The sequence below is a fragment of the Limnohabitans sp. 2KL-51 genome, from assembly GCF_003063645.1.
Lineage (GTDB): Bacteria > Pseudomonadota > Gammaproteobacteria > Burkholderiales > Burkholderiaceae_C > Limnohabitans_A.
In genome coordinates this window covers 1-25,722 of record NZ_NESJ01000012.1, presented here as the reverse complement: position 1 = coordinate 25,722, position 25,722 = coordinate 1, and the positions used below count along the sequence as shown (strand labels likewise).

The 25,722-nt window shown below is 57.2% G+C and carries 18 protein-coding genes, 1 tRNA gene and 3 pseudogenes; 3 read left to right on the top strand and 19 right to left on the bottom strand.

Annotated features, from left to right (window positions below):
- Positions 1 to 60 precede the first annotated feature (60 nt).
- The 5 genes from guaB to B9Z49_RS13470 all read right to left on the bottom strand — a co-directional run bounded on the left by guaB (position 61) and on the right by B9Z49_RS13470 (position 5,017).
- Positions 61 to 1,530, bottom strand: coding sequence for an IMP dehydrogenase (gene guaB / locus B9Z49_RS13490; protein ID WP_108353981.1), 1,470 nt, complete (start codon positions 1,528 to 1,530; stop codon positions 61 to 63).
- A 79-nt stretch (positions 1,531 to 1,609) separates the two neighbouring features.
- On the bottom strand, positions 1,610 to 3,217 hold the full coding sequence (locus tag B9Z49_RS13485) for a M20/M25/M40 family metallo-hydrolase (protein WP_108353980.1): 1,608 nt from the start codon (positions 3,215 to 3,217) through the stop codon (positions 1,610 to 1,612).
- 78 nt (positions 3,218 to 3,295) lie between these two features.
- Positions 3,296 to 4,207: a class I SAM-dependent methyltransferase gene (locus tag B9Z49_RS13480; RefSeq protein ID WP_108353979.1), complete on the bottom strand. Its 912-nt coding sequence runs from the start codon at positions 4,205 to 4,207 to the stop codon at positions 3,296 to 3,298.
- Positions 4,208 to 4,215: 8 nt separating this feature from the next.
- Positions 4,216 to 4,584, bottom strand: a complete 369-nt coding sequence (locus B9Z49_RS13475; RefSeq protein WP_108353978.1) for an RnfH family protein — start codon at positions 4,582 to 4,584, stop codon at positions 4,216 to 4,218.
- On the bottom strand, positions 4,577 to 5,017 hold the full coding sequence (locus B9Z49_RS13470; protein WP_108353977.1) for a type II toxin-antitoxin system RatA family toxin: 441 nt from the start codon (positions 5,015 to 5,017) through the stop codon (positions 4,577 to 4,579). Before B9Z49_RS13470 ends, B9Z49_RS13475 begins: the two co-directional genes overlap by 8 nt.
- 94 nt (positions 5,018 to 5,111) lie before the next feature.
- Between B9Z49_RS13470 and smpB the strand changes: the two genes are divergently transcribed.
- Positions 5,112 to 5,600 (top strand): SsrA-binding protein SmpB, encoded by a 489-nt coding sequence (gene smpB / locus B9Z49_RS13465; RefSeq protein ID WP_108354071.1) that lies wholly within the window; start codon positions 5,112 to 5,114, stop codon positions 5,598 to 5,600.
- 102 nt (positions 5,601 to 5,702) lie between these two features.
- On the opposite strand, the gene B9Z49_RS13460 is transcribed toward smpB, so the two are convergent.
- From B9Z49_RS13460 to B9Z49_RS13405, 13 genes and pseudogenes are all read right to left on the bottom strand, one after another.
- On the bottom strand, positions 5,703 to 6,785 hold the full coding sequence (locus B9Z49_RS13460) for an enoyl-CoA hydratase/isomerase family protein (RefSeq protein ID WP_108353976.1): 1,083 nt from the start codon (positions 6,783 to 6,785) through the stop codon (positions 5,703 to 5,705).
- Positions 6,778 to 7,662: a DMT family transporter gene (locus tag B9Z49_RS13455; protein ID WP_108353975.1), complete on the bottom strand. Its 885-nt coding sequence runs from the start codon at positions 7,660 to 7,662 to the stop codon at positions 6,778 to 6,780. Before B9Z49_RS13455 ends, B9Z49_RS13460 begins: the two co-directional genes overlap by 8 nt.
- Before the next feature lie 13 nt (positions 7,663 to 7,675).
- Positions 7,676 to 9,493 (bottom strand): translational GTPase TypA, encoded by a 1,818-nt coding sequence (typA, locus tag B9Z49_RS13450; RefSeq protein WP_108353974.1) that lies wholly within the window; start codon positions 9,491 to 9,493, stop codon positions 7,676 to 7,678.
- A 13-nt stretch (positions 9,494 to 9,506) separates the two neighbouring features.
- On the bottom strand, positions 9,507 to 10,487 hold the full coding sequence (gene truB, locus B9Z49_RS13445; RefSeq protein WP_108353973.1) for a tRNA pseudouridine(55) synthase TruB: 981 nt from the start codon (positions 10,485 to 10,487) through the stop codon (positions 9,507 to 9,509).
- A gap of 2 nt (positions 10,488 to 10,489) precedes the next feature.
- Positions 10,490 to 10,864: a 30S ribosome-binding factor RbfA gene (rbfA, locus tag B9Z49_RS13440; RefSeq protein WP_369913554.1), complete on the bottom strand. Its 375-nt coding sequence runs from the start codon at positions 10,862 to 10,864 to the stop codon at positions 10,490 to 10,492.
- Positions 10,865 to 13,234, bottom strand: a pseudogene (infB, locus tag B9Z49_RS13435) (translation initiation factor IF-2); the annotation flags it as partial.
- Positions 13,235 to 13,380: 146 nt separating this feature from the next.
- Positions 13,381 to 13,849: pseudogene (locus B9Z49_RS22565) on the bottom strand (translation initiation factor IF-2 associated domain-containing protein); the annotation flags it as partial.
- A gap of 26 nt (positions 13,850 to 13,875) precedes the next feature.
- Entirely contained in the window at positions 13,876 to 15,360 is a 1,485-nt protein-coding gene (gene nusA / locus B9Z49_RS13430; protein ID WP_108353971.1) for a transcription termination factor NusA, read from the bottom strand.
- A gap of 69 nt (positions 15,361 to 15,429) precedes the next feature.
- Complete coding sequence (gene rimP / locus B9Z49_RS13425; RefSeq protein ID WP_108353970.1) at positions 15,430 to 15,993, bottom strand: ribosome maturation factor RimP; 564 nt, start codon at positions 15,991 to 15,993, stop codon at positions 15,430 to 15,432.
- Between the two features lie 156 nt (positions 15,994 to 16,149).
- Positions 16,150 to 17,757 (bottom strand): annotated as a pseudogene (locus B9Z49_RS13420) (ABC transporter ATP-binding protein).
- Complete coding sequence (locus tag B9Z49_RS13415; protein WP_108353969.1) at positions 17,754 to 18,809, bottom strand: ABC transporter permease; 1,056 nt, start codon at positions 18,807 to 18,809, stop codon at positions 17,754 to 17,756. Before B9Z49_RS13415 ends, B9Z49_RS13420 begins: the two are co-directional and overlap by 4 nt.
- Complete coding sequence (locus tag B9Z49_RS13410; RefSeq protein WP_108353968.1) at positions 18,806 to 19,843, bottom strand: microcin C ABC transporter permease YejB; 1,038 nt, start codon at positions 19,841 to 19,843, stop codon at positions 18,806 to 18,808. Before B9Z49_RS13410 ends, B9Z49_RS13415 begins: the two co-directional genes overlap by 4 nt.
- 3 nt (positions 19,844 to 19,846) lie before the next feature.
- Positions 19,847 to 21,748, bottom strand: a complete 1,902-nt coding sequence (locus tag B9Z49_RS13405; protein WP_108353967.1) for an extracellular solute-binding protein — start codon at positions 21,746 to 21,748, stop codon at positions 19,847 to 19,849.
- Between the two features lie 37 nt (positions 21,749 to 21,785).
- On the opposite strand from B9Z49_RS13405, the gene fabI reads away from it, so the two are divergent.
- Positions 21,786 to 22,601 carry an enoyl-ACP reductase FabI gene (gene fabI / locus B9Z49_RS13400; protein ID WP_108353966.1) on the top strand — a complete coding sequence of 272 codons (816 nt, stop codon included), beginning with the start codon at positions 21,786 to 21,788 and terminating at the stop codon, positions 22,599 to 22,601.
- A 391-nt stretch (positions 22,602 to 22,992) separates the two neighbouring features.
- Here the strand turns inward: fabI and B9Z49_RS13395 are convergent, their stop codons facing one another.
- On the bottom strand, positions 22,993 to 25,266 hold the full coding sequence (locus tag B9Z49_RS13395; protein WP_108353965.1) for an arginine/lysine/ornithine decarboxylase: 2,274 nt from the start codon (positions 25,264 to 25,266) through the stop codon (positions 22,993 to 22,995).
- Between the two features lie 200 nt (positions 25,267 to 25,466).
- On the opposite strand from B9Z49_RS13395, the gene B9Z49_RS13390 reads away from it, so the two are divergent.
- Positions 25,467 to 25,557, top strand: a tRNA-Ser gene (locus B9Z49_RS13390).
- The last annotated feature ends 165 nt before the right edge of the window (positions 25,558 to 25,722 follow it).

The following is a 25,722-nucleotide window of genomic DNA, read 5'->3' as shown; positions in this document are numbered from 1 at the left end:
GTTCTTTGAGAAATGAAAAGGCGTCTGGGGTGCAGACGCCTTGGAGGTCAGTTAAAGGTTTTATTCGGCCCGGTAATTAGGGGCTTCTTTAGTGATCTGCACGTCGTGGACATGGCTTTCACGAATGCCCGCAGCCGTGATCTCCACAAACTGAGAGTCGTTGTGCATGGCCTCAATGGTGGCGCAGCCGCAATACCCCATGCTAGCGCGCAAGCCGCCCGCCATTTGGTAAATGATGGACACGACCGAGCCTTTGTAGGGCACGCGGCCTTCGATGCCTTCGGGCACCAGTTTGTCGGCGTTGGGGTTGCCGGTGCTCGACTCTTGAAAGTAGCGGTCAGCGCTGCCCTGCTGCATGGCCCCAATCGAGCCCATGCCTCGGTAGCTCTTGTAACTGCGGCCTTGGAAAAGCACGATTTCGCCAGGCGCTTCTTCGGTGCCCGCGAACATGCCACCCATCATCACCGTGCCCGCGCCTGCAGCAATCGCCTTGGCGATGTCGCCGCTGTAGCGGATACCGCCGTCTGCGATCAGCGGCACGCCTGTGCCTTGGAGCGCTGTGGCCACAGAGTCCACCGCCATGATTTGCGGCACGCCCACGCCTGCCACGATGCGGGTGGTGCAAATCGACCCCGGGCCAATGCCCACTTTTACCGCGTCGGCACCGGCTTCGACCAGGGCCAAAGCCGCAGCGCCGGTGGCGATGTTGCCGCCAATCACTTCGATGTGCGGGTAGTTTTGCTTGACCCAGCGCACGCGGTCGATCACGCCTTTGCTGTGGCCGTGCGCCGTGTCGACCACGATGGCGTCCACACCCGCACGGGCCAGTGCTTCCACGCGCTCTTCGGTGCCCTCACCCACACCCACGGCCGCGCCCACGCGCAGCTTGCCTGCGCCATCGCGCGCCGCGTTAGGGAAGTTCAGCTGTTTGGTGATGTCCTTGACGGTGATCAGCCCTTTGAGTTCAAAGGCATCGTTGATGACCAGCAAGCGCTCCAATTTGTGTTTGTTGAGCAGGTGCTTGGCTTGCTCGGGCGTGGTGCCTTCGGGCACAGTGATCAGGCGCTCGCGCGGCGTCATGATCTCGCTGACCTTTTGGTCGTAGCGGGTTTCAAAGCGCAAGTCGCGTCCCGTGACGATACCGACCACCTGGCGCCCATCACAAACCGGGAAACCTGATACGCCCAGCTCTTCGCTCAAGGCCATGACCTGGCGCACGGTGGTGTCTGGGGTGATCACAACCGGGTCGCGCAGCACGCCCGACTCATAGCGTTTGACCTTGGCCACCTGGGCGGCTTGCTCTTGCGCAGTGAGGTTTTTGTGCACGATGCCTATGCCGCCTTCTTGGGCGATGGCAATGGCCAGGCGCGCTTCGGTCACCGTATCCATGGCGGCGGACACCAAGGGCAGGTTCAGGCGGATGTTGCGGGTGAATTGCGTCGCAAGAGAAGTGTCCTTGGGCAGGACTTGGGAGTAGGCAGGAACGAGGAGAACGTCGTCAAAAGTCAGGGCTTTACCGAGTAAGCGCATAAGCTAAGGCTCCAAAAAATGGATTGTACCCGTGCCGATATAGGGATTTCATGCGCTCGATTGCGTGCTGATGACAGGGTCAACGGCGTGAAATGGTTCGAATCAGTTCCGCAACCAACGCCAGTCTCTTTGGAATTCGGTCAATCAACACAAATTCCTCATCGGATGAGTGGTAATTTCCTCCGGGCAGACCCAAAGATTCAATGACCGGCTTGCCGGACAGAGATGCCCATGCCGCATCGGTACCGCCGTATGTTCGAGGCAACAAACTCAAGCGCCCACCCAGATCAGCATAGATCGTCCGTGCCAACTCAGCCAGTTGTCGACCCTCAGCGGATGCGTTGTAGGCGGGAAAGCCAAGCCCAGACTGAATGTTGACATGGGCTGTTATGAATTTTTTGGCATTCAAGAGCTCGCGTACACGCAGCGCCAGCCTCTCATAAGCCTGTGCGTCAGGCACCCTCATGTCCGCAGAGGCAAAAACAGTGGGCGAGCTGTCCGAACTTTGAAAAGGCGCTTCTTTGAAGTCAACTTGAACTTTTGCGCCGGCAAGCCAAGTTTTTTCAGCCGCACTGGCAATGGTTTTCAGAATCTCTGCCCGATCAGCCTGAGCGCCAATAGACAACTCCAACACCAATGTTGACTCATTCGGAATGATGTTGGTCACAATGCCACCCTGCCAAGAACGCCAATGCCATGTCAAACCAGGAATGGGGGCAATCTTTGCCCCCACACGTTGAATGAGGTCAGCTGCTTCAGTCAATGCATTGATACCCAAGTGTGGATTGACGCCCGCATGAGAAGCTTTGCCCTGAACACGAAAAGTCGCCGTCATATTGGGCGAGGGCATGCGATCAAGGCGCCGGGCATCTTCGGCTTTGACAAGGGTCCAATTCATGCGCGTCTCTGGAACCTGCGCGGACACCTCGCGGGTGCGAAGCATCATGTCGGCCAGTTCCTCGAGGGGACGAGAGTCCTGACTCACACCCAGACCAGAGGACGCCATCCGTACCGAGAGTCCGGCCACGCCAGAAGTGCCCAAAACAATCATTTCTTCCACACCAGTGGGCTCGCCACTGAGCACGACATCATGCTCTTGCGCACGTCGGCGGATCAGATCTCGCGAGCCCAATGATCCACGCTCCTCGTCGCTGGTAAAAAGCAATGTGATTTGTCCGAAATCCTTGAAATCACGTTGTTTGAGAAGTTTCATCGCATGCAGAAAAACGGCTATTCCCCCTTTGTCGTCCGCTATGCCAGGGGCAATGGCTCGTGAACCTTCAATACGGAACGGCTTGGCCGAAGCCGTGCCGGGTGGATAAACCGTATCCATGTGCGCGATCAAGAGGAAATTACGCTTGCCTTGACCTTTGAAAACCAAGGCCACGTTAGGCCCGACCACGTTGGCGAAAGGTGTGATTCGTTCTGTTTGAGCCCCTAATTGCTGTCCGAATTGCTCGATCCATTCCACCACTTTGAGCATGCCTTGTGCTTGTCCTGTCCCAGAGTCGTGGCTTGTAAGCTCTTTCAGACTGGCCAGTACATGTGGCGTTTCAAGTTCTGCCAGCCTCAGGAGTTCCGTGTCTTTGGGCACCTGATTTTGGCTCCAAACAGGAAGGCACAACCCTAAAAACAGGCAGCACGTACAAGGTAAAAGGGAGCGCAAAACAGATGGAAATGAGGCCATAGGAGTCCCGAGAAAACGTGAACGTGGTGAACTGTGCTGGGATTTTGTACGATCGTTTAAGACGTTTGAATAGAAAAATTATTCAAGCTTTTGATAATGAAGCACCTTGAGCGACTTTTCCGGATCGATATCGGCAAATGCCACGGGGTTGGCCAAACGCTCGACAAACTTCAGACTTGGAGCAGCCTCAGCCACCTGACTGTGCAAAAACTGCGAGTCCAGCTCGGGCGCGTTCAGGCACAACAGCACATGGCCTTGTGGCTCCAGCAAATCGGGCAATCGCCGGATCAGCTTGATGTAGTCCTTGGTAGCGATGAAGCTGCCTTTTTGGTAACTGGGCGGATCGATCACGATCACGCCATAAGGCCCCATCTTGCTGATCTTGCCCCAGGTCTTGAAGATGTCATGGCCCAGAAAGCGCGCTTTGGCAGGCAAGTCGTTCAGGCGGTGGTTTTGCTGCCCCACGGCCAGTGCGGCCTGGCTCATGTCCAGGTTCACAACTTGCGCGGCCCCGCCTTGCAAGGCCACCACCGAGAACGCACAGGTGTAGGCAAAGAGGTTAAGAATATTTTCATGTAAGGCATGATTTTTCAGCCACTCGCGCCCGACGGCCATGTCGAGAAACAAACCGTGGTTTTGCCCGCGCATCAGATGCACGATGTATCGAGCGCCCTGCTCGGTCACCACATGAGGCTCGGGAACACTGCCCGCCATCAGGCGCGTTTCGGCTTCACCCGGGACCCGGCTCTGAAACACCCAATTGAGTGGAACGCCCGGGGCTACGGCTTGCCAGCGGGCTTCCAGAGCGATGTGGAACTGGGCCAGCTCTGCATCGTTCACTGGTTTGAAGCTGGTCAAGACCCAGACGGGTGCGAACCAGTCCAGCGACCATTGTTCAGAGCCGGGGTACAGACCGCCTCGTCCATGAAAAACACGCTGGACGTCCTCGCTCAGAGTGATCTGCGAGACCACGTTCAAAAGGGCTTGCATGGCGACTTTCAGTACCCTGCGGCCGAACCGCTCTTGCGCTTGGCAAACAGCCCAGTGCGCCCCTTGCCCTGGCGCTTGAAGCGCTGACGCCGTGCGACTTTGGGGTCGACTTTGAGCGGGCGGTACAGCTCAATGCGGTCATCCGCAATCACAAGTTGCGTCCAGAGCACTTTGCGCCCCCAGATGCCCGGCTGTTGAAACTTGAGCGATGACAGGGACACGGGATCGGCTGCTGGGCTGACTTCAAGCCACTGGGCAATGCCAAGATCCAGCGCAGACTCCACCGTGCTGCCCTCTGGCACTTTCAATCTCAACTCCTGCACATGTCGCGGCCCAAGACTCCAGCACAGCGTGACTTCAATCATTCGCTCAGCCATAAACCGCTTCGGCGCGTTTGACAAAGGCATCGACCAAGCTGGCGGCGATCTTGTCAAACACCGGCCCCACCAGTGCGGACAATGTTTTGCTGGAAAAGCCGTACTGCAAATCCAACTCGACCTTGCATGCGCGTTGCGAGCCATCGCCAACAGGGGTGAAGCGCCACATACCGCTCAGGTTGGAAAACGGGCCTTGCACCAAACTCATGCCGACCGATCGGCCTTCCTCGTGCTCATTGCGGGTGGTGAAGGTTTGCTGGATGCCGCCCAAGCTGATACCCACTTCGGCCACCATGCCATGGGCGTCTTTTTCGAGCACGCGGGCTTTGTCGCACCAGGGCAAAAACTCAGGGTAATGGTCCACGTCGGTGACCAAGCGAAACATTTCCTCTGGCGAATACCAGATGAGAACGGACTTGTGGATATTCTTCATACAATGTTGCGATTGTAGTTTTTCATTTCTTCTCTGAGCTTGCAGTTATTTTGCACGCCCTTGTGAACGGCCAGCCCGTCCTCATTTGCTCACCATGGCCACCACCAAAAAGTCCCCTTCTGCCCCTGTATTTGCCAAGATAGCCGAGAACAAAAAAGCGTCGTTCGATTATTTTATTGAAGAGCGCTACGAGGCGGGCATGGTACTGGAAGGCTGGGAAGTCAAGGCCATTCGCGAAGGCAAGGTGCAGCTCACCGATGGTTATGTGGTCATCCGCAACGGGGAGTTGTTCATCATCGGCTGCCTCATCAACCCGCTCAAAACGGCTTCGACCCACATCAATCCTGAAGCGGCGCGCACGCGCAAACTGCTGCTGAACAAAGAAGAGATCAAGCGGCTGATCAGCAAGATCGAGCAAAAGGGCTACACCCTTGTCCCTATCAATTTGCACTGGAAAGCAGGCAAGGTCAAATGTGACATTGCGCTGGCCAAGGGCAAGGCCGAACACGACAAACGCGACACCATCAAGGACCGCGAAGGCAAGCGCGAAGTCGAACGCGCCATGAAGAGCCGTCACCGCTGAACGGCAGTAGCTCACCGTATATTTGTAGGTCGCAGCTTCGGCTCCGACACCGCGCTGACTGCCTGTCAACCATGTCGTGGACTAAGCAACCGACCTACAGGGTCAGGTCAAATCGCGCAGCGGGTGATGATCTGAAGGCCAGGGGCTCGCAAAGAAACGAGCGGCTTCCGATAAATCCACATCTTCCGCCCGTGCAGGCTTCCAATTCGGCTTGTGGTCTTTGTCCACAGCCAAGGCGCGGATGCCTTCAACGGAGTCGCTGTCGTCTACAGAACGCAAGTGGAAGCAGTGGTGCACCATGTCGCGTTCCATGCGCAGATCATCAGCCAGGCTCAGTTGACGCGCGCGTCGTATTTGTTCCAGCACCACATGCAGCATCAAAGGTGAGCGGTGACGCAAAACATGTGCGGTTTTCTGACTCCACTCATCGGTAGCCGCTTCCAGCTTGAGCAACATTTCTGCCAAGGTGGGGAGACCAAAAACCTCATCGATTTGGGGTTGTGGCGTCAGCTTTTCGGGTGTCATCGCGCCCGCTTGGGCCATCACCCACCGCTCCACCGATTCGGCGTTCTCAAAGGGGCTGCTGATCAAGGTCTGCCAGATGGGCTCCAGCATCCCGCTGGCCAGCGAGATATCGGCCAGTTTGGCCGCGACCGCTTGGGGGCCGTTGAGCATCTGTCCCGTTAAGCCCAGGTACTCGCCCAATCGCCCCGGGCAGCGGCTCAGAAAATAGCCCCCGCCCACATCCGGAAACAATCCAATGTGGGTTTCGGGCATGGCCATCTTGGTGCGCTCGGTCACCACGCGCACGCTCGCGCCTTGGCTGATGCCCATGCCGCCACCCATGACGATGCCGTCCATGAAGGCGATGTAGGGTTTGCTGTAGGTGTGGATCAGGTGGTTCAGGCGGTACTCTTCAGTGAAAAAATCACCCAATGACGCGTTGCCTGCATGCGCTGCTTGGTGAAAAAATCGGATGTCACCCCCTGCACAGAAGGCGCCAAACGGCCCTTCTTTTCCCGTACCGCGCACCGCCACCGCAATAACTTGCGGGTTGGCTTGCCAATCGAGCAAGGCCCGAGTCAAGGCCCGCACCATGTCGAGTGACAGGGCGTTCAGAGCCTTGGGGCGGTTAAGGGTGATGCAGCCGATGCTGCCTTCGATCTGTGCGATGACTTCAGTCATTGTTGCCTCTCCAGCCTAACCATTGGTTCATGAGCAAAGCCCCCAAGACCAGGGAACCGCCTAACAATACGCTCATTTGCGGGGCTTCGTTAGCGCCCCACCAAGCCAAGGCGATGCCAAACACGATTTCCAGCAGACACAACAGTGACGCCTCCGGGGCTTTGAGCACCCGCACGCAAATCACCGACAACACACAGGGAATGGCCAATTGGAACAAGCCCAAAATGGCAAGCAAGCCAATATCGTGGGCCGATGCCTGAAAGGGCATGGCCAAAGGCATGGTAAGCAAAGTGGAGAAGACGGCCCCCAACAAAACCGAGGGCACCAAGTCCAGACTGTGGCCATCGCTTTGGCTCTTTTGCGCCAAGGTCCACTGCACGGCGCCTGCGATGGGCACACACAAGGCCACCAGGGAGCCCACCAGAAAATTCGGGTCGCCCAGGCTCAACTGGGTGCCATACATCCAGCCAATTCCGATCCCGGCCACCACAATGGCGATCCAGGTGCGCAAAGGTAACTGGTGCCGCAAAAACACGCGGGTGAACAAGGCGGTGAACAAAGGTCCCACGGCCATGGTGATCAACACATTGGCCACCGCCGTGAGCGTCAGCGCCACCATGAAGGCGGTGAACATGACGCTCCAACACACGCCAGACAGCCAAAAGTACCGGTTGCGCCATGGCAAGCGAGACCATACTCCCCTGCCCTGCCACAAAGGCAGAATGATCAACAGGGACACGACGGTGAAAAAGCTGCGCCAGAAGGTGACTTCAAAGCTCCGGGCTTCTTCCAAGTGCCGCGTCACCACCCCGGCCATGGACCACAGGGCGGTGCAGCCCACCATGGTCCAAACGGCCAAGCTGTGTGTCATGTGCATGGCCTGGGTCCGATCACTTGTTGCGCTTGCGGTCGCTTTCTTTCAAGAAACGCTTGCGCAGACGAACGCTTTTTGGCGTGATTTCGACCAACTCGTCATCCTCAATGAATTCAACGCCGTATTCCAAGGTCAGGTCAATCGGAGGCGTGATCTTGATTGCGTCTTCTTTGCCGGACACGCGGAAGTTGGTCAGCTGCTTGGTACGCGTGGCATTGACCACCAGATCATTGTCACGGCTGTGGATACCCACAATCATGCCTTCGTAAACCGGATCGTTGGCCTTGACGAACATGCGGCCACGGTCGTCGAGTTTGCCCAAGGCGTAGGTAAAGATTTCACCGTCGTCCATGGAGATCAGAACACCGTTCTTGCGGCCACCGATGTCACCCTTGTGGGTTTCATAGCCGTCAAAGATGTTGGAAATCAGGCCGGAACCACGCGTCAAGTTCAGGAATTCGTTGGTGAAACCAATCAGTCCGCGTGCTGGAATGCGGTATTCCAAACGGACGCGGCCGCGGCCATCGGGGTCCATGTTCACCAGCTCGCCTTTGCGCTCACCCAAGGCTTGCATCACGCCGCCCTGGTGGGTTTCTTCTATGTCGGCGGTCACCAGCTCGATGGGCTCATGACGCTCGCCATTGACATCGCGGAACAAAACGCGGGGCTTGGACACGGCCAATTCGTAGCCTTCGCGACGCATGTTTTCCAGCAGGATGGTCAGGTGCAATTCACCTCGTCCCATCACCTCAAAGATGCCTTCTTCGTCGGTTTCGCTGACGCGAAGGGCCACGTTGTGTTGCAGCTCTTTTTGTAGGCGATCCCAGATCTGGCGGCTGGTCACGTACTTGCCTTCACGACCGGCCAACGGCGAGGTGTTCACGCAGAAGTTCATGGTCAGCGTGGGCTCGTCCACTTTCAGCATGGGCAATGGTGCTGGGTTAATCGGGTCGGTCACCGTGACGCCGATGTTCAGGTCGGCAATGCCATTGATCAGCACGATGTCGCCAGGACCTGCTTCGGTCACTTGCACGCGGTCCAGGCCCTTGAAGGTCAGCACCTGGTTGACACGGCCTTTGATGGTCGAGCCGTCTTCCCCCTCCATGACCACCACGTCCATGTTGGGCTTGATGGTGCCTTGGCTGATGCGGCCCACGCCGATACGGCCCACGAAGGTCGAAAAATCGAGCGCGGAAATTTGCAATTGCAGGGGGGCTGCCGGATCACCCATATTGGGTTTGACGTGGTTGAGCACGGTGTTAAAAAGGGCCGACATGTCAGGGCCCCACTGCTCACCGGGTGCGCCCTCTACCATCGATGTCCAACCGTTGATGCCGGAGGCATACACCACCGGAAAGTCAAGTTGCTCGTCGTTGGCACCGAGTTTGTCGAACAAGTCAAAAGCAGCGTTCACCACTTTGTCAGGATTGGCACCGGGTTTGTCGACTTTGTTCACCACGACGATAGGTTTTAAACCCAAAGCCAAAGCTTTCTTGGTCACGAAGCGGGTTTGTGGCATGGGGCCTTCTTGCGCGTCAATCAACAGCACCACGCCGTCGACCATGGACAAGGCGCGCTCGACTTCGCCGCCGAAGTCCGCGTGTCCAGGGGTGTCCACGATGTTGATGTGGGTACCTTCCCAGCTCACGGCACAGTTTTTGGCCAGAATGGTGATGCCGCGCTCACGTTCGATGGCGTTGTTGTCCATGACGGTGTCGACGATTTTTTCATGGTCGGCGAAGGTGCCTGATTGACGCAGCAGTTGGTCCACCATGGTGGTTTTACCGTGGTCAACGTGGGCGATGATGGCGATGTTGCGAATTTGCTTGGTCATGCTTTCTCTTCCTTTAAACCTGCTCGGCCAGCAACGGCTCAAATGCAGGTGAACTTTCTAAAATCTGTTGTATTTCGATCGGGCTCAACAATCGACCCGGAACCAATTCGCCGCCATGCACCATTGCTGTTCCCAGCAAGGCGCGAGGATGTTCTCCGTACACCGCGACTTGATCACAATCAACCCAAGGGCCGTGTCTGCGCACCCCGTTCAAAAAACGGCTTGTGCTGTCGCTGTCCAGGTTCACCTCGGTGTAACCTGGCAACAAAACAGCCACTGGCAACAAAGCGCCCATGCGCTTGGCTTCGTCCATCGCTTCCAGATCCTGCAACGTCACGCACTGTGACGCGTCAAAAGGACCCGTGACCACCCGTCGCAATGCGCTCAAGTGACCACCACAACCCAGCGCCTCGGCGATGTCTTCGCCCAGCGTCCGGATGTAGGTGCCTTTGCTGCAGCGCACACGCAACCGCAAAAAAGGCGCATCGCCTTCCAGTTTCATATCCAGCAGATCCAGGTCATAAATCACCACGTTGCGCGCTTCGCGTTCAACGGTTTCGCCCTCTCGGGCATATTCGTACAAGGCCTTGCCGTCCTTTTTCAAGGCACTGTGCATTGGGGGCACCTGACTGATCGGGCCCATGAAACGGTCCAAAATCTCTACCACCATACCAGCCGTACATGACACTTCGCGCACCGCGATCACATCGCCTTCGGCATCCGCCGTGCTCGTCTTCAAGCCCAAGCGCACAGTCGTCTCATAGGTCTTGTCTGCATCCAAATGCTGTTGACTGAATTTGGTTGCAGCGCCGAAGCACAAAGGCAAAACTCCTGTCGCCAAGGGGTCCAAGGTGCCGGTATGCCCCGCCTTTTCAGCCCGCAGTAACCACTTGGCTTTTTGCAAAGCCTGGTTGCTGGAAAGTCCCAGCGGTTTGTCGAGCAGCAACACCCCGTGCACAGGGCGCCGCTGCACCCTGGTGCGTGGCGCGTTCATGCTTAGTCCTCTTGGGCTCGTGATGACACGGCCTTGGCGATCAAGGCATTCATGTCGGATGCACGTTCTGTTGTGCGGTCAAACAAAAAGTGCAATGTCGGCACGGTGTGGATATGCAAACGCTTGAACAAACCATTGCGCAGAAAGCCAGCCGCTGCGTTCAAACCCTCGGTGGCTTCTTCGGGATTGCCCGTTAAAACACTGAAGTAAACCTTGGCGTGGGCGTAGTCGGGCGTGACCTCGATCGCATTGATCGTGATCATGCCCACACGCGGGTCTTTCAACTCGCGCGCAATCAACTCGGCCAGATCACGCTGGATCTGGTCGGCCACGCGAAAACCGCGATTGGGCACAGAGGATTGCTTTCTACGCACCATTTACAGCGTTCTCGCAATTTCCTTGACGTCGAAGAATTCAAGGTAATCGCCTTCTTTGATGTCGTTGTAATTCTTGAGCTTGATACCGCACTCGAAGCCTTCCTTGACTTCGCGCACGTCGTCTTTGAGGCGCTTGAGCGAATCGAGTTCACCCGTGTAGATGACCACGTTGTCGCGCAACAAACGGAACTTGGCGCTGCGGGTGACTTGACCCGAAGTGACCATACAACCTGCAACCGTACCAATCTTGGAAGCCACGAATACGGTCCGAATTTCGGCCATGCCCATGATCTCTTCGCGCTGTTCGGGTGCCAACATGCCCGACATAGCGGCCTTGAGCTCATCCACAGCGTCATAAATGATGTTGTAGTAATGCAGGTCAACGCCATTGCCTTCGGCCAACTTGCGCGCGCCGGCATCGGCACGCACGTTGAAACCGATCACGAGGGCCTTAGAGGCGATCGCCAGGTTGATGTCCGACTCGCTGATGCCACCCACGCCGGAGTAAACCAACTGGACTTTGACTTCTTCGTTGGACAACTTGAGCAAGGAAGCGCCCAAGGCTTCTTGCGAACCCTGCACATCGGCCTTGATGATGATGGGCAGCATTTTGACTTCGCCTGCCGATATGTCGGTGAACATGTTTTCTAGCTTGGCGGCTTGCTGCTTGGCCAGCTTGGTGTTGCGGAATTTGCCAGCGCGGTAAGTGGCAATTTCCCGGGCACGTCGCTCGTCGCCCATGACCATGAACTCGTCACCGGCTTGCGGCACTTCGGTCAAGCCTTGAATTTCGACCGGAATCGATGGACCTGCCGTTTTGATAGCCACGCCATTTTCGTCCAGCATGGCGCGCACGCGGCCAAAGGTCTGACCCGCCAACACGACGTCACCTGTGTTCAAAGTACCGGACTGCACCAAGATGGTCGCCACTGGACCACGTCCCTTGTCAAGGCGAGCTTCGATCACCAAGCCCTTGGCCGCGGCTTTCACAGGTGCCCTGAGTTCCAGAATTTCAGCTTGAAGAAGGATTTGCTCTAAAAGCGCGTCGATGCCCATGCCGGTCTTGGCCGATACGGAGACAAAAGGTGATTCGCCACCAAACTCTTCGGGAACAACTTCTTCTGAAATCAGTTCTGCACGCACGCGTTCGATATTCGAGTCGGGCTTGTCCATTTTGTTGATGGCCACCACGATGGGTACACCTGCTGCCTTGGCATGCTTGATGGCTTCTTTGGTCTGGGGCATCACGCCGTCGTCACCAGCCACCACCAGGATGACGATGTCTGTGGCCTGCGCACCACGGGCACGCATGGCGGTAAACGCCTCGTGACCGGGAGTGTCCAGGAAAGAAATCATGCCACGGGCCGTTTCGACGTGATAAGCGCCAATGTGCTGGGTAATGCCACCGGCTTCACCCGAGGCCACCTTGGCTCGGCGGATGTAGTCAAGCAATGACGTTTTGCCGTGGTCAACGTGACCCATCACAGTCACCACAGGGGCACGTGACAACAATTCGGCGTGCTGGTCCAACACTTCGTCATCGGTAAAGGCTTCTGGGTCGTCCAGCGCCGCGACGACGGCTTTGTGTCCCATCTCTTCCACCACGATCATGGCGGTGTCTTGGTCCAACGGCTGATTCATGGTCGCCATCTGGCCCAGCTTCATGAGGTGCTTGATGACCTCAGACGCCTTGATGGCCATTTTGTGGGCCAACTCTGACACGGTGATGGTTTCAGGGACGTGCACTTCAAGCACGCGCACCTCGGCTGTTGCCTGCTGGCTTTGACCGTCATCACGGTCGCGTTCGTTGCCGCGACGTCCTCGTGGGCCAGTACGCCAGTTGTTGCGTCCCACACCGCCACTGGTGTCACCACGCGTGGGGATGGCCTTCTTCTTGGCCGGATCGCCCGCCCAGCTGGAAGACAGCTTCGCCGACTTGACTTCCTTGTTGGCGCCAGGTGCCGCAGGCGATGCAGCTTGCGCAGCCGCTGCACGCGCACCGGGTGCAGGTGTTCCTGCTGGCTTGTGCAAAGTCCCCTTTACTGCTGCTTTGGGCTCGGCTTTGGGCTCTTCCTTTTTGGCGACCAGCACTTTCTTGGGAGCGTTCATCATGGAACGAATGGCCTCGGCTTCAGCCAATGCCTTACGGCGGCGCGAATCCAGATCCAGTGCACGCGCCGTGTCTTCATCGGCCTTGGCTTTGGACTCTGCAGCGGCTTTTTGTACCAAGGCGTCACGCGCTGACTTCGCGGCTTCGGCTTTGGCGGTTGCCATTTGAGCCGCTTGTTCGGCTGCAGCAGCCTTGATATCAGCGGCAGATTCGATAGGCTCAAATACTGCTGGTGCAGCAGGCTTGGCCTGAGAAGCTGCATTGATGCTGGCCGCTTCGGCCCGCGCCAATTGCTCGCGCTCTTCGCGACTCGGAAGCGGCTTGGCCGCAGCAAGCCCGTCAGAAAGGGGCACGGTAGCAGACGGAGACTGGGCCACAGCTTGTGCTTCCTGAGCAGCCAAATCGGCGCGTTGCGCAGCTTCCTGGGCCTCGCGTAGCCTGCGCTTTTCCGCCAACTCTTCCTCCTGTCGAAGAATCAGCTCTGCCTGGCGCCGAGCTTGTTCTTCAAGGCGAGCCAAATCGGCATGGTCCAGTTGTGGCTCCACGATGTCCTCTTCGGAGGCTACAGGCTCGTCATCGCGTTTGATCAGCGTGCGTTTTTTGCGCACTTCGACCTGGATGGTACGGGCTTTGCCCGAGGCATCGGCTTGCTTGATCTCACTGGTCGATTTTTTGACCAGGGTGATCTTCTTGCGGTCGACGGACACGGTACCGTGGCTCGCTTGCAAGTAGCTGAGCAGTTTTTGCTTGTCGGCATCGGTCAACGCATCGCCTTCAGAGGCTTTGGTCACACCGGCAGATCTCAATTGATCGAGCAAGACATCGGCAGATTTTTTGAGTTCATTGGCGAACTCGGCAACAGTTGTACTGGACATAATTTTGTTCAAGCCTCCATCAGACTTCAGGCCTGGCCTGCGAACCAATGTTCGCGGGCTTTCATGATCAGGGCGGTGGCCTCTTCAACGCTTTGACCGGTGATGTCGGTCAGCTCGTCAGTGGCCAGATCAGCCAGGTCGTCACGGGTTTGAACACCCGCCTCAACCAGCTTGGAAATCAGCTCAGGGGTCAAGCCTGGCAGGTCGCGCAGGTCTTGAGAAACGTCTTCGACGCTCTCTTCACGCGCAATTTCAAGGGTCAGCAATGCGTCTTTGGCGCGGGTGCGCAGCTCGTTGATGGTGTCCTCGTCGAAGCTTTCGATTTCCAGCATTTCCTGGATGGGCACATAAGCTACCTCTTCGAGGCTGGTGAAACCTTCGCCGATCAGGATATCGGCGATTTCCTGGTCCACATCGAGCTTTTCCATGAACAACTGGCGAATGCCGGTGGTTTCTTCGGCTTGCTTTTGTGCAGATTCGGCTGCGTCCATGATGTTGATCTTCCAACCGGTCAGGTCAGAAGCCAAGCGTACGTTTTGTCCGCCACGGCCAATGGCAATAGCCAGGTTTTCTTCGTCCACCACCACGTCCATGGCGTGCTTTTCTTCGTCCACCACGATGGATTGAACATTCGCTGGGGCCAAAGCGCCGATCACGAACTGGGCGGGGTCTTCGCTCCACAAAACAATGTCGACTCGCTCGCCGGCCAACTCGTTGGTGACGGCGTTGACACGAGTGCCGCGCACACCCACGCAGGTGCCGATCGGGTCTACGCGCTTGTCATGTGACAAAACAGCGATTTTGGCGCGTGAGCCGGGGTCACGGGCGCAGGTTTTGATTTCCAGCAGGCCTTGTTCGATTTCGGGCACTTCCTGGCGGAACAACTCGATCATGAACTCGGGGGCAGAACGCGACAGCAAAATGGGGGCACCGCGCAGAGTCAGGTCGACTTCCATGATCATGGCGCGAACGCGGTCACCACTGCGCAGGTTTTCTTTGGGGATCATCTCGCTTCGTCTCAAGCGGCCCTCAATGCGTCCGGATTCACAGATGATGTCGCCCTTGTCCATGCGCTTGACGGTGCCGACAAAGATTTTCTCGCCCCGCGACATAAAGTCGTTGAGCAGCATTTCGCGCTCGGCATCCCGAATTTTTTGCAGAATGACCTGCTTGGCGGCCATGGCACCTATGCGTCCGATCGGTACCGACTCAATCGACTCTTCGATGTACTCGTCGACTTCAATGTCCGGTATTTGCTCTTTGGCTTCAAACAAGAGGATTTCCTGCTCGGGCAACTGCAAACCAGCCTCATCGGGCACCACGTGCCAACGGCGAAAACTCTCGTAGTTGCCGTTGTCGCGATCTACCGCAACACGGATGTCCACTTCGCCTTGATAAAGCTTTTTGGTGGCTTGTGCCAAAGCGGCTTCAACGGCACCAAATACCACATCGCGCTCAACGTTCTTTTCACGTGAGATGGCTTCGACCAACATCAACATTTCGCGATTCATGACTTGACTCTCCTATTTCACAGGGCCCATGTGTGGGACCCGAAAGTTTGCTCAAAAATGGGGCTGCCGTCAGGCTTCCAGCTTGGGCTTTCGCCCTTTGAAGTCCACCACGGGCGCGAGGCGCGCATCGCGCAACTCATCCAGCGTGAACCCCAATGCATGCGCAGGCAAAGGAATCCGCTTTTTACTGACCTTTTGACCGGGCTTGACCACAGGCGCATCGCTCCAGACGATTTGCCAGCCTTGACCGGTGGCGTCACGCTCGAGCGTGCCGCGAAATTTTTTGCGAGTCGGGTTAACCAATCCCACAGCGCTCTCACCCATAGGCGCTTTGAGCGTGATGTCAATCAACTCGCCTACAAACCGCACAAAGTCCTGTTCACGGCTCAAAGGACGGTCGATGCCGGGAGAGGACACTTCAAGACGGTTGTAAGCGACGCCGTCCACTTCAAGGGCGAATTGCAACTGACGATTGACTTTTTCGCAATCTTCCACGTTGATGAACAGCTCCGAACCTGGCTGCCAGGGCCAGTCGATGGTGATGCGCAACAAACCGCCCGCTGTGCGGTCAATCTCAACCAGGTCGTAGCCCAGGCCGGTTACGGTTTCTTGAACAATTTGCTGCAATGCCACAGAGCTTCTGAATGTCAACGTTAAAAAAGAAACAACCAAAAAAAACGGGCGGTGAAAACCCGCCCGTTTGGTCGTGAAGCCGGTATTCTAGCCGAAAAACCGCTCTAAGTGTGTGATTTTTCTAGGAAAACGATGCATCTGCGAACGGCATGCCGGTCAAATTGTCTCGGGAAAGGCCTGCACCAAGCTGCGGGTGTAGGGGTGGTGTGGATCACTCAGCACCTGCTCGGCCAAACCCTGCTCTACCACCTGCCCTGACTTGAGCACCATGACCTGGTGGGCCATGGCCCGAAGCACATCCACGTCGTGGGTAATGAGCAAATACGCCATGCCTCGTTTTTTTTGTAGCGTTTTAAGCAATTCAAGGATCTGTTTTTGGACCGTCACGTCGAGCGCGCTGGTGGGCTCGTCCAGCACCAACAGCGCGGGCTCGACCACCAAGGCTCTGGCCAAGGCGATGCGTTGGCGCTGCCCACCCGAAAAAGCATGCGGGTAGCGGTTGAGCACATCGGCAAACCCTTCGCCCACCAAGCCCACCTCGGCCAAAGCCGCGCGAACGCGTTGCTCGGTTTCATCTGGTGTCCAGTGCGGCTGGTGCAGCCGCAGGCCCTCGGAGACGATTTCACCCACCGTCATGCGCGGCGACAGGCTGCCATAGGGGTCCTGAAACACCACCTGCACCTGCCTGCGCAAGGCCTTGTCCCGAGCCGGGCTGCCTTGCTAAGTTTGCCCGGCAAAAGACAACTCACCCGAAAAAGGGATTAAACCCAGCACCGCCTGCGCGAGGCTCGACTTGCCCGAACCCGACTCGCCCATCACGCCCAAGGTGCTGCCGGGCGACAGCGAAAAATCCGCGCCGTGCACGGCAATGAAATGGTGCTTTTGAAACCAGGCTTTGAAACCGGGCACCGCCTTCGGATAGCGCACCTGCAGTTGACGTGCTTGCAAGATAGGTGACGTCTGCAAGGAGGCCTCGTCCACCAGACCCTCACGATTAGGGCGACTTGAGAGCAATCTTTGCGTGTAAGGATGCTGTGGCTGCTCAAAGACCGCTTGCAAAGTCCCTTGCTCCACCAGATGGCCTTTTTCCATCACCGCCACCCGATGGGCAAAGTGGCGCACCAAGGCCAGATCGTGCGTGATCAGCAGAACGGCCATGCCGGTTTTTTGCTGCAAATCGGCCAACAGCTGCAGCATTTGCAATCGCAAACTGGCATCCAGCGCGGTGGTGGGTTCGTCGGCCAGAAGAAGCTTGGGCTCGGACGCGAGGGCCATCGCCATCATGGCGCGTTGGCGTTGGCCGCCCGACAACTGGTGCGGGTAGGCTCCAAACCGACGTTCGGGGTCATCGATCCCGGTTTCGGACAACAAATGCACGGCCCGTGCATCGGCGTCGCGCCGGGACAAGACCTTTTTGAGCTGCAGCACTTCCGAGATCTGCGCGCCCACCGTCATCAAGGGGTTGAGCGCCGTCATGGGTTCCTGAAAAATCATGGCGATCTCGTCGCCACGGATGCGTTGCATTTCAGCAGGCGTTTGCTGCAGCAGGTCCCGGCCTTGCCACAGCACCTGGCCCGAAAGCTGTGCCGATTCCAGCAAACGCAGCACCGACAGCGCCGAGACCGACTTGCCCGAGCCCGACTCCCCCACCAAGGCCACGCGCTCACCCGCCTGGATGCTCAGATTCACGCCATGCACCACAGCCTGGCCACCAAAAGCGATGCGCAGGTCTTTGAGTTCCAACAAAGCTTGGGGCGTGCTCATGCATCCACCTTTCGTGGATCGAGCGCATCGCGCAAGGCATCGCCCATGAAAGTGAGCAGCAGCAAGGTCACCACCAGCACCACAAAGGTGGACATCGATATCCACCAGGCGTCGATGTTGTTTTTGCCCTGGGCCAGCAATTCACCCAAAGACGGCGTGCCCGGTGGCACGCCCAGGCCCAGAAAATCGAGCGAGGTCAAAGCCAAAATGGCCCCGCTCATGCGAAAAGGCAAGAAGGTCACCACCGGGGTCATGCTGTTGGGCAGCACATGTCGCCACATGATTTGCCAATTCCCCAGCCCCAGCGCCCGGGCTGATTTGACGTAGTCCAGTTGGCGGTTGCGCAAAAACTCGGCCCGCACGTAGTCGGACAAACCCATCCAGCCAAACAGGCTGAGCAGGAGCAGCAACAGCCCTACACTGGGCTCGAACACGGCCGAGAAGATGATCAGTAAATAGAGCTCAGGCATGGCACTCCAGACTTCGATGAAGCGCTGGAACACCAGATCGGTCTTGCCTACAAAAAAGCCTTGTACCGCCCCTGTCAACACGCCCAGCACCATGCCAAACAAGGTGAGTGCCAAAGCAAACAGCACCGAGACCCTAAAGCCGTAGAGCAAGCGCGCCAGCACATCACGCCCCCGGTCATCGGTACCAAGCCAGTTACGGGTCGTTGGCGGCGCTGGGTTGGGCAATGGGGCAAAGTAGTCGAGCGTGCTGTGGTGGTAAGGGTTGGGTGCTTGCAAAGCCCAGTTGCTGCCCCCGCTCAATTGTTGCAAGATGAACGGGTCCAGATAATCCGCCGGGGTCTCGAAATCACCCCCAAACACCTTTTCAGGCAAGGTCTGAACGACCGGGAAATACCACTGACCCTCAAACCGCACGACCAAGGGTTTGTCGTTGGACAAGAACTCGGCCCCCAAGCTCAGAATGAACAGCGTCACAAAAATGATCAGGCTGCTAAAACCGAGGCGGTTGCGCCTGAAACGCTGCCACGCACGCGCCGAGGGTGAGGTCTGATGCGGCAAGGCAGTGGTGTTCGCTGGGGTCATTTGTCAAACTTCACACGCGGGTCCACCCACAGGTAACACAGGTCACTGATCAGCTTGGTCACCAAGCCAATTAGGGTAAACAAATACAAAGTGCCCAACACCACCGGGTAGTCCCGCCGAATCACCGCCTCGTAGCTCAGCAAGCCCAAACCATCGAGCGAGAACAGGGTTTCGATCAACAAAGATCCGGTGAAAAACGCGCCGATGAAAGCCGCCGGGAAGCCCGTGACCAGCGGGATCAACGCATTGCGCATCACATGGCGGTACAGCACACGGTTTTCACTCAGGCCCTTGGCGCGGGCTGTCAACACATACTGTTTGCGGATTTCTTCCAAAAATGCGTTCTTGGTCAGCATGGTGATGACGGCAAACGAGCCCAGCACGCTGGCTGTGACCGGCAAGGCGATGTGCCACAAATAATCGACCACTTTGGCCCCCCAGCTCAGCTGCTCCCAGTTGGACGAAGTTAAGCCGCGCAGCGGAAACCATTGCAACTGACCACCAAAGATCACCAACAGGGCTACGCCCAAAACAAATCCTGGGATGGCATAGCCCACCAGCACCAACAAACTGGTGAGCGTGTCAAAGCGCGTGCCCGCCCGCACCGCCTTGGCGATGCCCAAAGGCACCGACACCAGATAGCTCAGAAAAAACGTCCACAAGCCCAAGCTGATGGACACGGGCAACTTTTCCTTGATCAGGCTCCAGACGTCTTTGGGGTAGAAAAAGCTTTTGCCCAGATCGAACTGCGCAAACTGCTTGAGCATCATCCAGAAACGCTCAGTCGGTGGCTTGTCAAAACCGTAGAGTGTTTTGATTTCGGCAATGCGGGCCGCATCCACGCCCTGCCTGCCCCGGTAACCGCTGCCTGCAGCCGCCGCGCCCTCCCCGCCTGTGTCCCGACCTTGCAGCTGGGACACCATTTGCTCAACGGGCCCACCCGGCACAAACTGGATCACCGCAAACGTCAACAACAACACTCCGAACAAAGTCGGGACCATCAGCAGCAAGCGTTTGAAAATGTAGGCCAACATGGGTCAGGGGGCCTTGGGGGCAGGTTGTGTAATTTGGGCCGCAGGTGCGGCCGAAGCATGGGGTGACCACCACACAGTGGTGACCAGTTTCTCCGGCTGGTAAAAACGCGGCAAGTCGGCGGGTCTGGCAAACGCCTTGGCCCGCCAGGACACCCGGTGCACGGCGCCATACCAGTGGGGCACCACATAATGGCCATGGCGCAGCACCCGGTCCAACGCGCGCAGGCTGGTTACCAGTTCCGGCCGAGACGTGGCACTCACCACCTTGTCCAGCAGCGCATCCACAGCCGGGTCTTTCAGGCCGATCACATTGCCCGAGCCCTCCACGTCGGCCGATCGGCTGCCGTACCGCTCGAGCAACTCGGTGCCGGGCGCTTCGCTGCCCACGGTGCGGTTGCTGATGATGTCAAAGTCGAACACGTCCATGCGCTTTTGGAGCAGCGCAAAATCGATCACCTTGTACTGAACTTGGATGCCCAGTTTTTCAAGGTTCTTGGCAAAGGGTGTGACCACGCGCCCCATGGAGCCCGAACTGTCCAAAAATTCGATGCTCAGGGATTGACCTTTGGCGTTGCGCAATGCGCCATCGCGGTAAGTCCATCCAGCGTCCTTGAGCAAATCACGGGCCTGGCGCAAATGGTCGCGCAAGGTGTGGCCCGAAGTCGGGTCCAGCGCGGTCTGGGGTGGTTGCGGCACGTCTTGCTCAAACACAGCGGCGGGTAGCTTGGCACGCAAAGGCAAGAGCAAAGCCAACTCGTCAGGGCCAGGTCGGCCCTTGGCTTCAAAATCGCTGGCCACAAAATAACCGCGCACTCGACTGTAAGCGTTGTAGAACAGTTGGCGGTTCAGCCATTCAAAATCCATGGCCAGCGCGATGGCTTGGCGCACGCGCACGTCCTGGAACTTGTCTCGGCGCGTGTTGAACAAAAAACCCTGAAAGTCACCCGCGTTGCCATGAGGCAATTCGGCCTTAATCAGCTCACCACGCTCAAACGCCCGCCCAGTGAAAGCTCTGGCCCATTCACGGGCAATGAAGGATTGCATGTAATCGAACTCGCCCGCTTTGAAAGCTTCGAGTTGCGCGGTGCTGTCTTTGTAAATCTTGTAGGTGATGCGGTCGAAATTGAACTGCCCCTTGCGCACGTTCAGGTCTTTGGCCCAGTATTGCGGATCACGCACGTAGGTGACGTCCTTGCCAAACTGCACCGGTCCGAGGCGGTATGGCCCCGACGCAATCGGAATGTCCACGACCATCTGGTCCAGCGGTTTGTGAGTTGCCTTAGGCCCCTCGCCTTGTAAACCCCACTTGGCACTGAACACGGGCAAGCTGCCCACGATCAAAGGCAACTCGCTGTTGGGGCGCACAAAATCGAACCGGATACTGCGCTCGGCCAAAACGGTCGCGCCCTTGACCTCACCAAAATACGTGCGGTATTGGGGTGCTGCCTGCTTGCTGGTCAGGCGCTCAAAGGAATGGCGAACATCGGACGCCAGCACGGGGTCGCCATTTTGAAATCGGGCTTGCGGGTGGATCTGGAAAGTGACCGACATTCGGTCTTTGGCCACCGAGACATCCGAAGCCAACAAGCCATAAGCCGTGGTCGACTCGTCCATGTTGCCCACCAACAGGGTGTCAAACATCATGCCCAACATGGAGGGCGGTGCGCTGCCCTTTAATGTGAAGGGGTTGTACTTGTCGAAGTTGGACTGGCGGGTCGGCGGCACCAGCACAATCTCGCCCCCTTTGGGTGCAGCCGGATTGGCGTACGAGAAATGGGTAAAGCTTGCAGGGTAGCGGATGTCGCCAAATTGGGCATAGGCGTGGGCGGCGAAGGCATGACCGGACAGGCTGAGCCCCAAGGCCAGCAACCAGTTTGTCCAAGATCGAGCCAAAGGTCTTCGCATGCGACAATTCTGCACACATTTTCCAGGAGTTGAAGAGATGACGATAAAAACAGGTTTTTTGTCAGGCAAAAAGTTGCTGATCACTGGCGTGCTGTCGAACCGATCGATCGCTTACGGCATTGCCAAGGCCTGCCACGCGCAAGGCGCCGAGCTGGCGTTCAGTTATGTGGGTGAGCGCTTCAAGGACCGCATCACCGAGTTCGCGGCCGATTTCGACTCCAAGCTGATTTTTGATTGCGACGTGGGCAGCGACGAGCAGATTGAGAAGCTGTTCACCGACTTGACGGTCACTTGGCCCAAGTTCGACGGTTTTGTGCACGCCATCGGCTACGCCCCGCGTGAAGCCATTGCTGGCGACTTTCTGGACGGCTTGTCGCGCGAGGGCTTCAAGATCGCCCATGACATCAGCGCTTACAGTTTTCCGGCCATGGCCAAAGCGGCCCTGCCCTATTTGAATGACAAGTCGGCTGTGTTGACCCTGACGTACCTGGGCGCGATCCGCACCGTGCCCAACTACAACACCATGGGCCTGGCCAAAGCCAGCCTGGAGGCGTCGGTGCGTTATCTGGCCGAATCGTTGGGCAGCCAAAAACGTGGCCTGCGCGCCAACGGCATTTCGGCTGGTCCCATCAAGACCTTGGCGGCAAGCGGCATCAAGGGTTTTGGCAAGATTTTGTCGGTGGTGGCCGAGGCCTCGCCGATTCGCCGCAATGTGACAATTGAGGACGTGGGCAATGTGGCGGCGTTCATGTTGAGCGACTTGGCAGCGGGCGTGACGGCCGAGATCACCTATGTAGACGGTGGCTTCAGCCAAGTGGTCGGCGGTATTGCAGAGCCAGCGGCTGCGGCTTGATTGGGTTGTTCGCTCCTTGGGTACGTGTCTTTTTTAAGACCGCTCGAGAGGATGCGGGCGCTGCCCGGGCTCATAACTCGCTTCGCTCGCCAAATCGCCCGGTTCAGCACCCACATCCTCTCGGGCTGAGTGAATGTTCGTGTTGCCATGGGCTAGGTGAACGTGGCAGGACTGCTCGAGTGCAAGGACTGGTTCAACCACCAGCGCTTGGCCACTGGCCATAAAAAGTGGGATTGAACAAACATCTCCTGGAATAGAAAAAAGCGGCGAAAGCCGCTTTTTTCTATTCACCCCCGCAGGTGAGTTGGGGCCCTGTGCGGGGGCGATGTGGCAAAGCGAAGCGCCTCTGAGCCCCCGCACAGGACCCCAACTCACCTGCCACACACGGTTCTCAAGCCTTCACGCAATCCGCAAAGTACCGTTTCTTGCCATCGTCGTCTTTGATCTCGACCAAACCATGGATGTCAGTCTCGAAACCCGGGCACTTCTCGTTGAACTCGCGGGCGAACTTGAGGTAATCCACGATCTTCTTGTTGAAGACCTCGCCAGGGATCAAGAGCGGAATGCCCGGTGGGTAAGGCGTGACCAGACCGACAGTGACACGGCCTTCCAAGTGGTCTATTTCCACCCGTTCTGTCTTGCGCTGGGCAATGTGGGCATAGGCATCTGAAGGGCGCATGGCCGGGGCCAGATCCGACAAATACATGTCGGTCGTCAAAATGGCGATGTCGTACTTGGCGTACATCTCGTGCACATGCTGGCACAAATCGCGCAAGCCCATGCGCTCATAGCGCGGGTGCTTTTGGCAGAACTCCGGCATGATTTTCCACATCGGTTGGTTCTTGGCGTATTCGTCCTTGAACTGCTGCAAAGCCGTGAGCAGCGAATTCCAGCGGCCCTTGGTGATGCCGATGGTGAACATGATGAAGAAGCTGTACAGGCCCGTCTTCTCCACCACCACGCCATGTTCGGTCAAGAACTTGCTGACGATGGACGCCGGAATGCCTGTCTTGTCAAACTTACCGTCCAAATCCAAACCTGGTGTCACGATGGTTGACTTGATCGGATCCAACATGTTGAAGCCGTCGGCCAGTTGGTTGCCAAAGCCGTGCCACTTGCTTGATTTCTTGCGTGGATCGTTGTGCAAGATCCAGTCGTCGGCACGGCCAATGCCTTCGTCGGCATATTTTTCCGGGCCCCAGACCTTGAACCACCAGTCTTTGCCGTACTCGGCGTCGATCTTGCGCATAGCGCGGCGGAAATCGAGGGCTTCAGCAATGCTTTCTTCCACCAGCGCAGTGCCGCCGGGTGGCTCCATCATGGCGGCGGCCACATCGCAGCTGGCAATGATGCTGTACTGCGGACTGGTCGAGGTGTGCATCAGGTACGCCTCGTTGAACAAGTGCCTGTCCAGCTTGGTGTTTTGCGCATCTTGCACCAACACATGGCTGGCTTGGCTGATGCCCGCGAGCAACTTGTGGATGGATTGCGTGGCATAGACCACGGACTCTTTCGGGCGGGCCCGCTTTTTGCCCATCGCATGGTAAGGACCATAAAACGGGTGAAAGGCCGCGTGGGGCAACCAAGCTTCGTCAAAGTGCAAATTCTCGACGTAGCCATCCAGCATGCTCTTGATGGTTTCGGTGTTGTAGAGCACGCCGTCGTAGGTGGATTGCGTGAGCGTCATCACACGGGGCTTGACCTTTTTCGGGTCCACGCCCTTGAGCAAAGGGTTGGCCTTGATCTTGGCCATGATGGCCGAGGGCTCGAACTCGCTCTTGGGAATCGGGCCGATGATCCCGAAATGGTTGCGCGTGGGCTTCATGAACACCGGAATGGCCCCGGTCATGATGATCGAATGCAATATGGATTTGTGGCAATTGCGGTCCACCACCACCACATCGCCGGGGGCCACCGTATGGTGCCAAACAATCTTGTTGGAGGTGCTGGTGCCGTTGGTCACAAAAAAGCAGTGGTCAGCGTTAAAAATGCGCGCTGCATTGCGCTCGCTCTCGCCAATGGCACCGTTGTGGTCAAGCAATTGGCCCAATTCTTCCACCGCATTGCACACGTCGGCGCGCAGCATGTTCTCGCCATAAAACTGGTGGTACATCTGGCCTACGGGGCTTTTGAGGAAAGCCACGCCACCGGAGTGACCGGGACAGTGCCATGAATAAGAGCCGTCTTCGGCATAGTCGAGCAGTGCCTTGAAGAATGGCGGCTGCACACCTTCGAGATAGCTTTTGGCTTCACGAATGATGTGGCGCGCTACAAACTCGGGCGTGTCTTCAAACATGTGAATGAAGCCGTGCAGTTCACGCAAGATGTCGTTGGGCAGATGGCGAGAAGTCTTGGTCTCGCCATAGATGTAGATGGGCACGTCGGCATTCTTGCGACGCACTTCATCAATGAAAGCCCGCAAGTTGATGACGGCTGGGTCCAAGTCTGGCCCAGGAGAAAATTCTTCATCGTCGATGGACAAAATGAAGGCACTGGCTCGACTTTGCTGCTGCGCAAACTGGGATAAGTCGCCGTAACTGGTGACCCCCAAGACCTCAAGACCTTCGACCACGATGGCGTCAGCCAAAGCACGGATACCCAAGCCCGAAGTGTTTTCAGAACGGTAATCTTCGTCAATGATGACGATGGGGAAACGAAATTTCATGGGCTGATGGGGCTGTGCGCCAAAGAAAGGTCAAAGGGATTTGAAACAGTGGCGAAGTTTAAGGACAAAAAGGCCATGCTGAGCGACACAGATCACAAATTGGCAAAAAACCCGCTGCGACTCCATGGCTTAACCCCCTGCACAAGAATTGCAAGGGGCCTGCGGAAAGGTGTTTTTCCACTGTTACAATGGCAGGCTTCGGAGCGGTGGATGAGTGGTTTAAGTCGCACGCCTGGAAAGCGTGTGTGGGTTAATAGCCCACCGCGGGTTCGAATCCCGCCTGCTCCGCCAGAAACCCAGTAAAAACGCGCCTTTGGGCGCGTTTTTCTTTGTGCGCCCAGCATGGGCGCACACCTGCGGGTGCAAGTCCCGCTGCGAGCTGGTCACAGTGAGCAAAGTGAAACGCAACTGCGTGAGGGTGACCGAACGTGGGAAGGAAGCGTGGATCGTAAATCG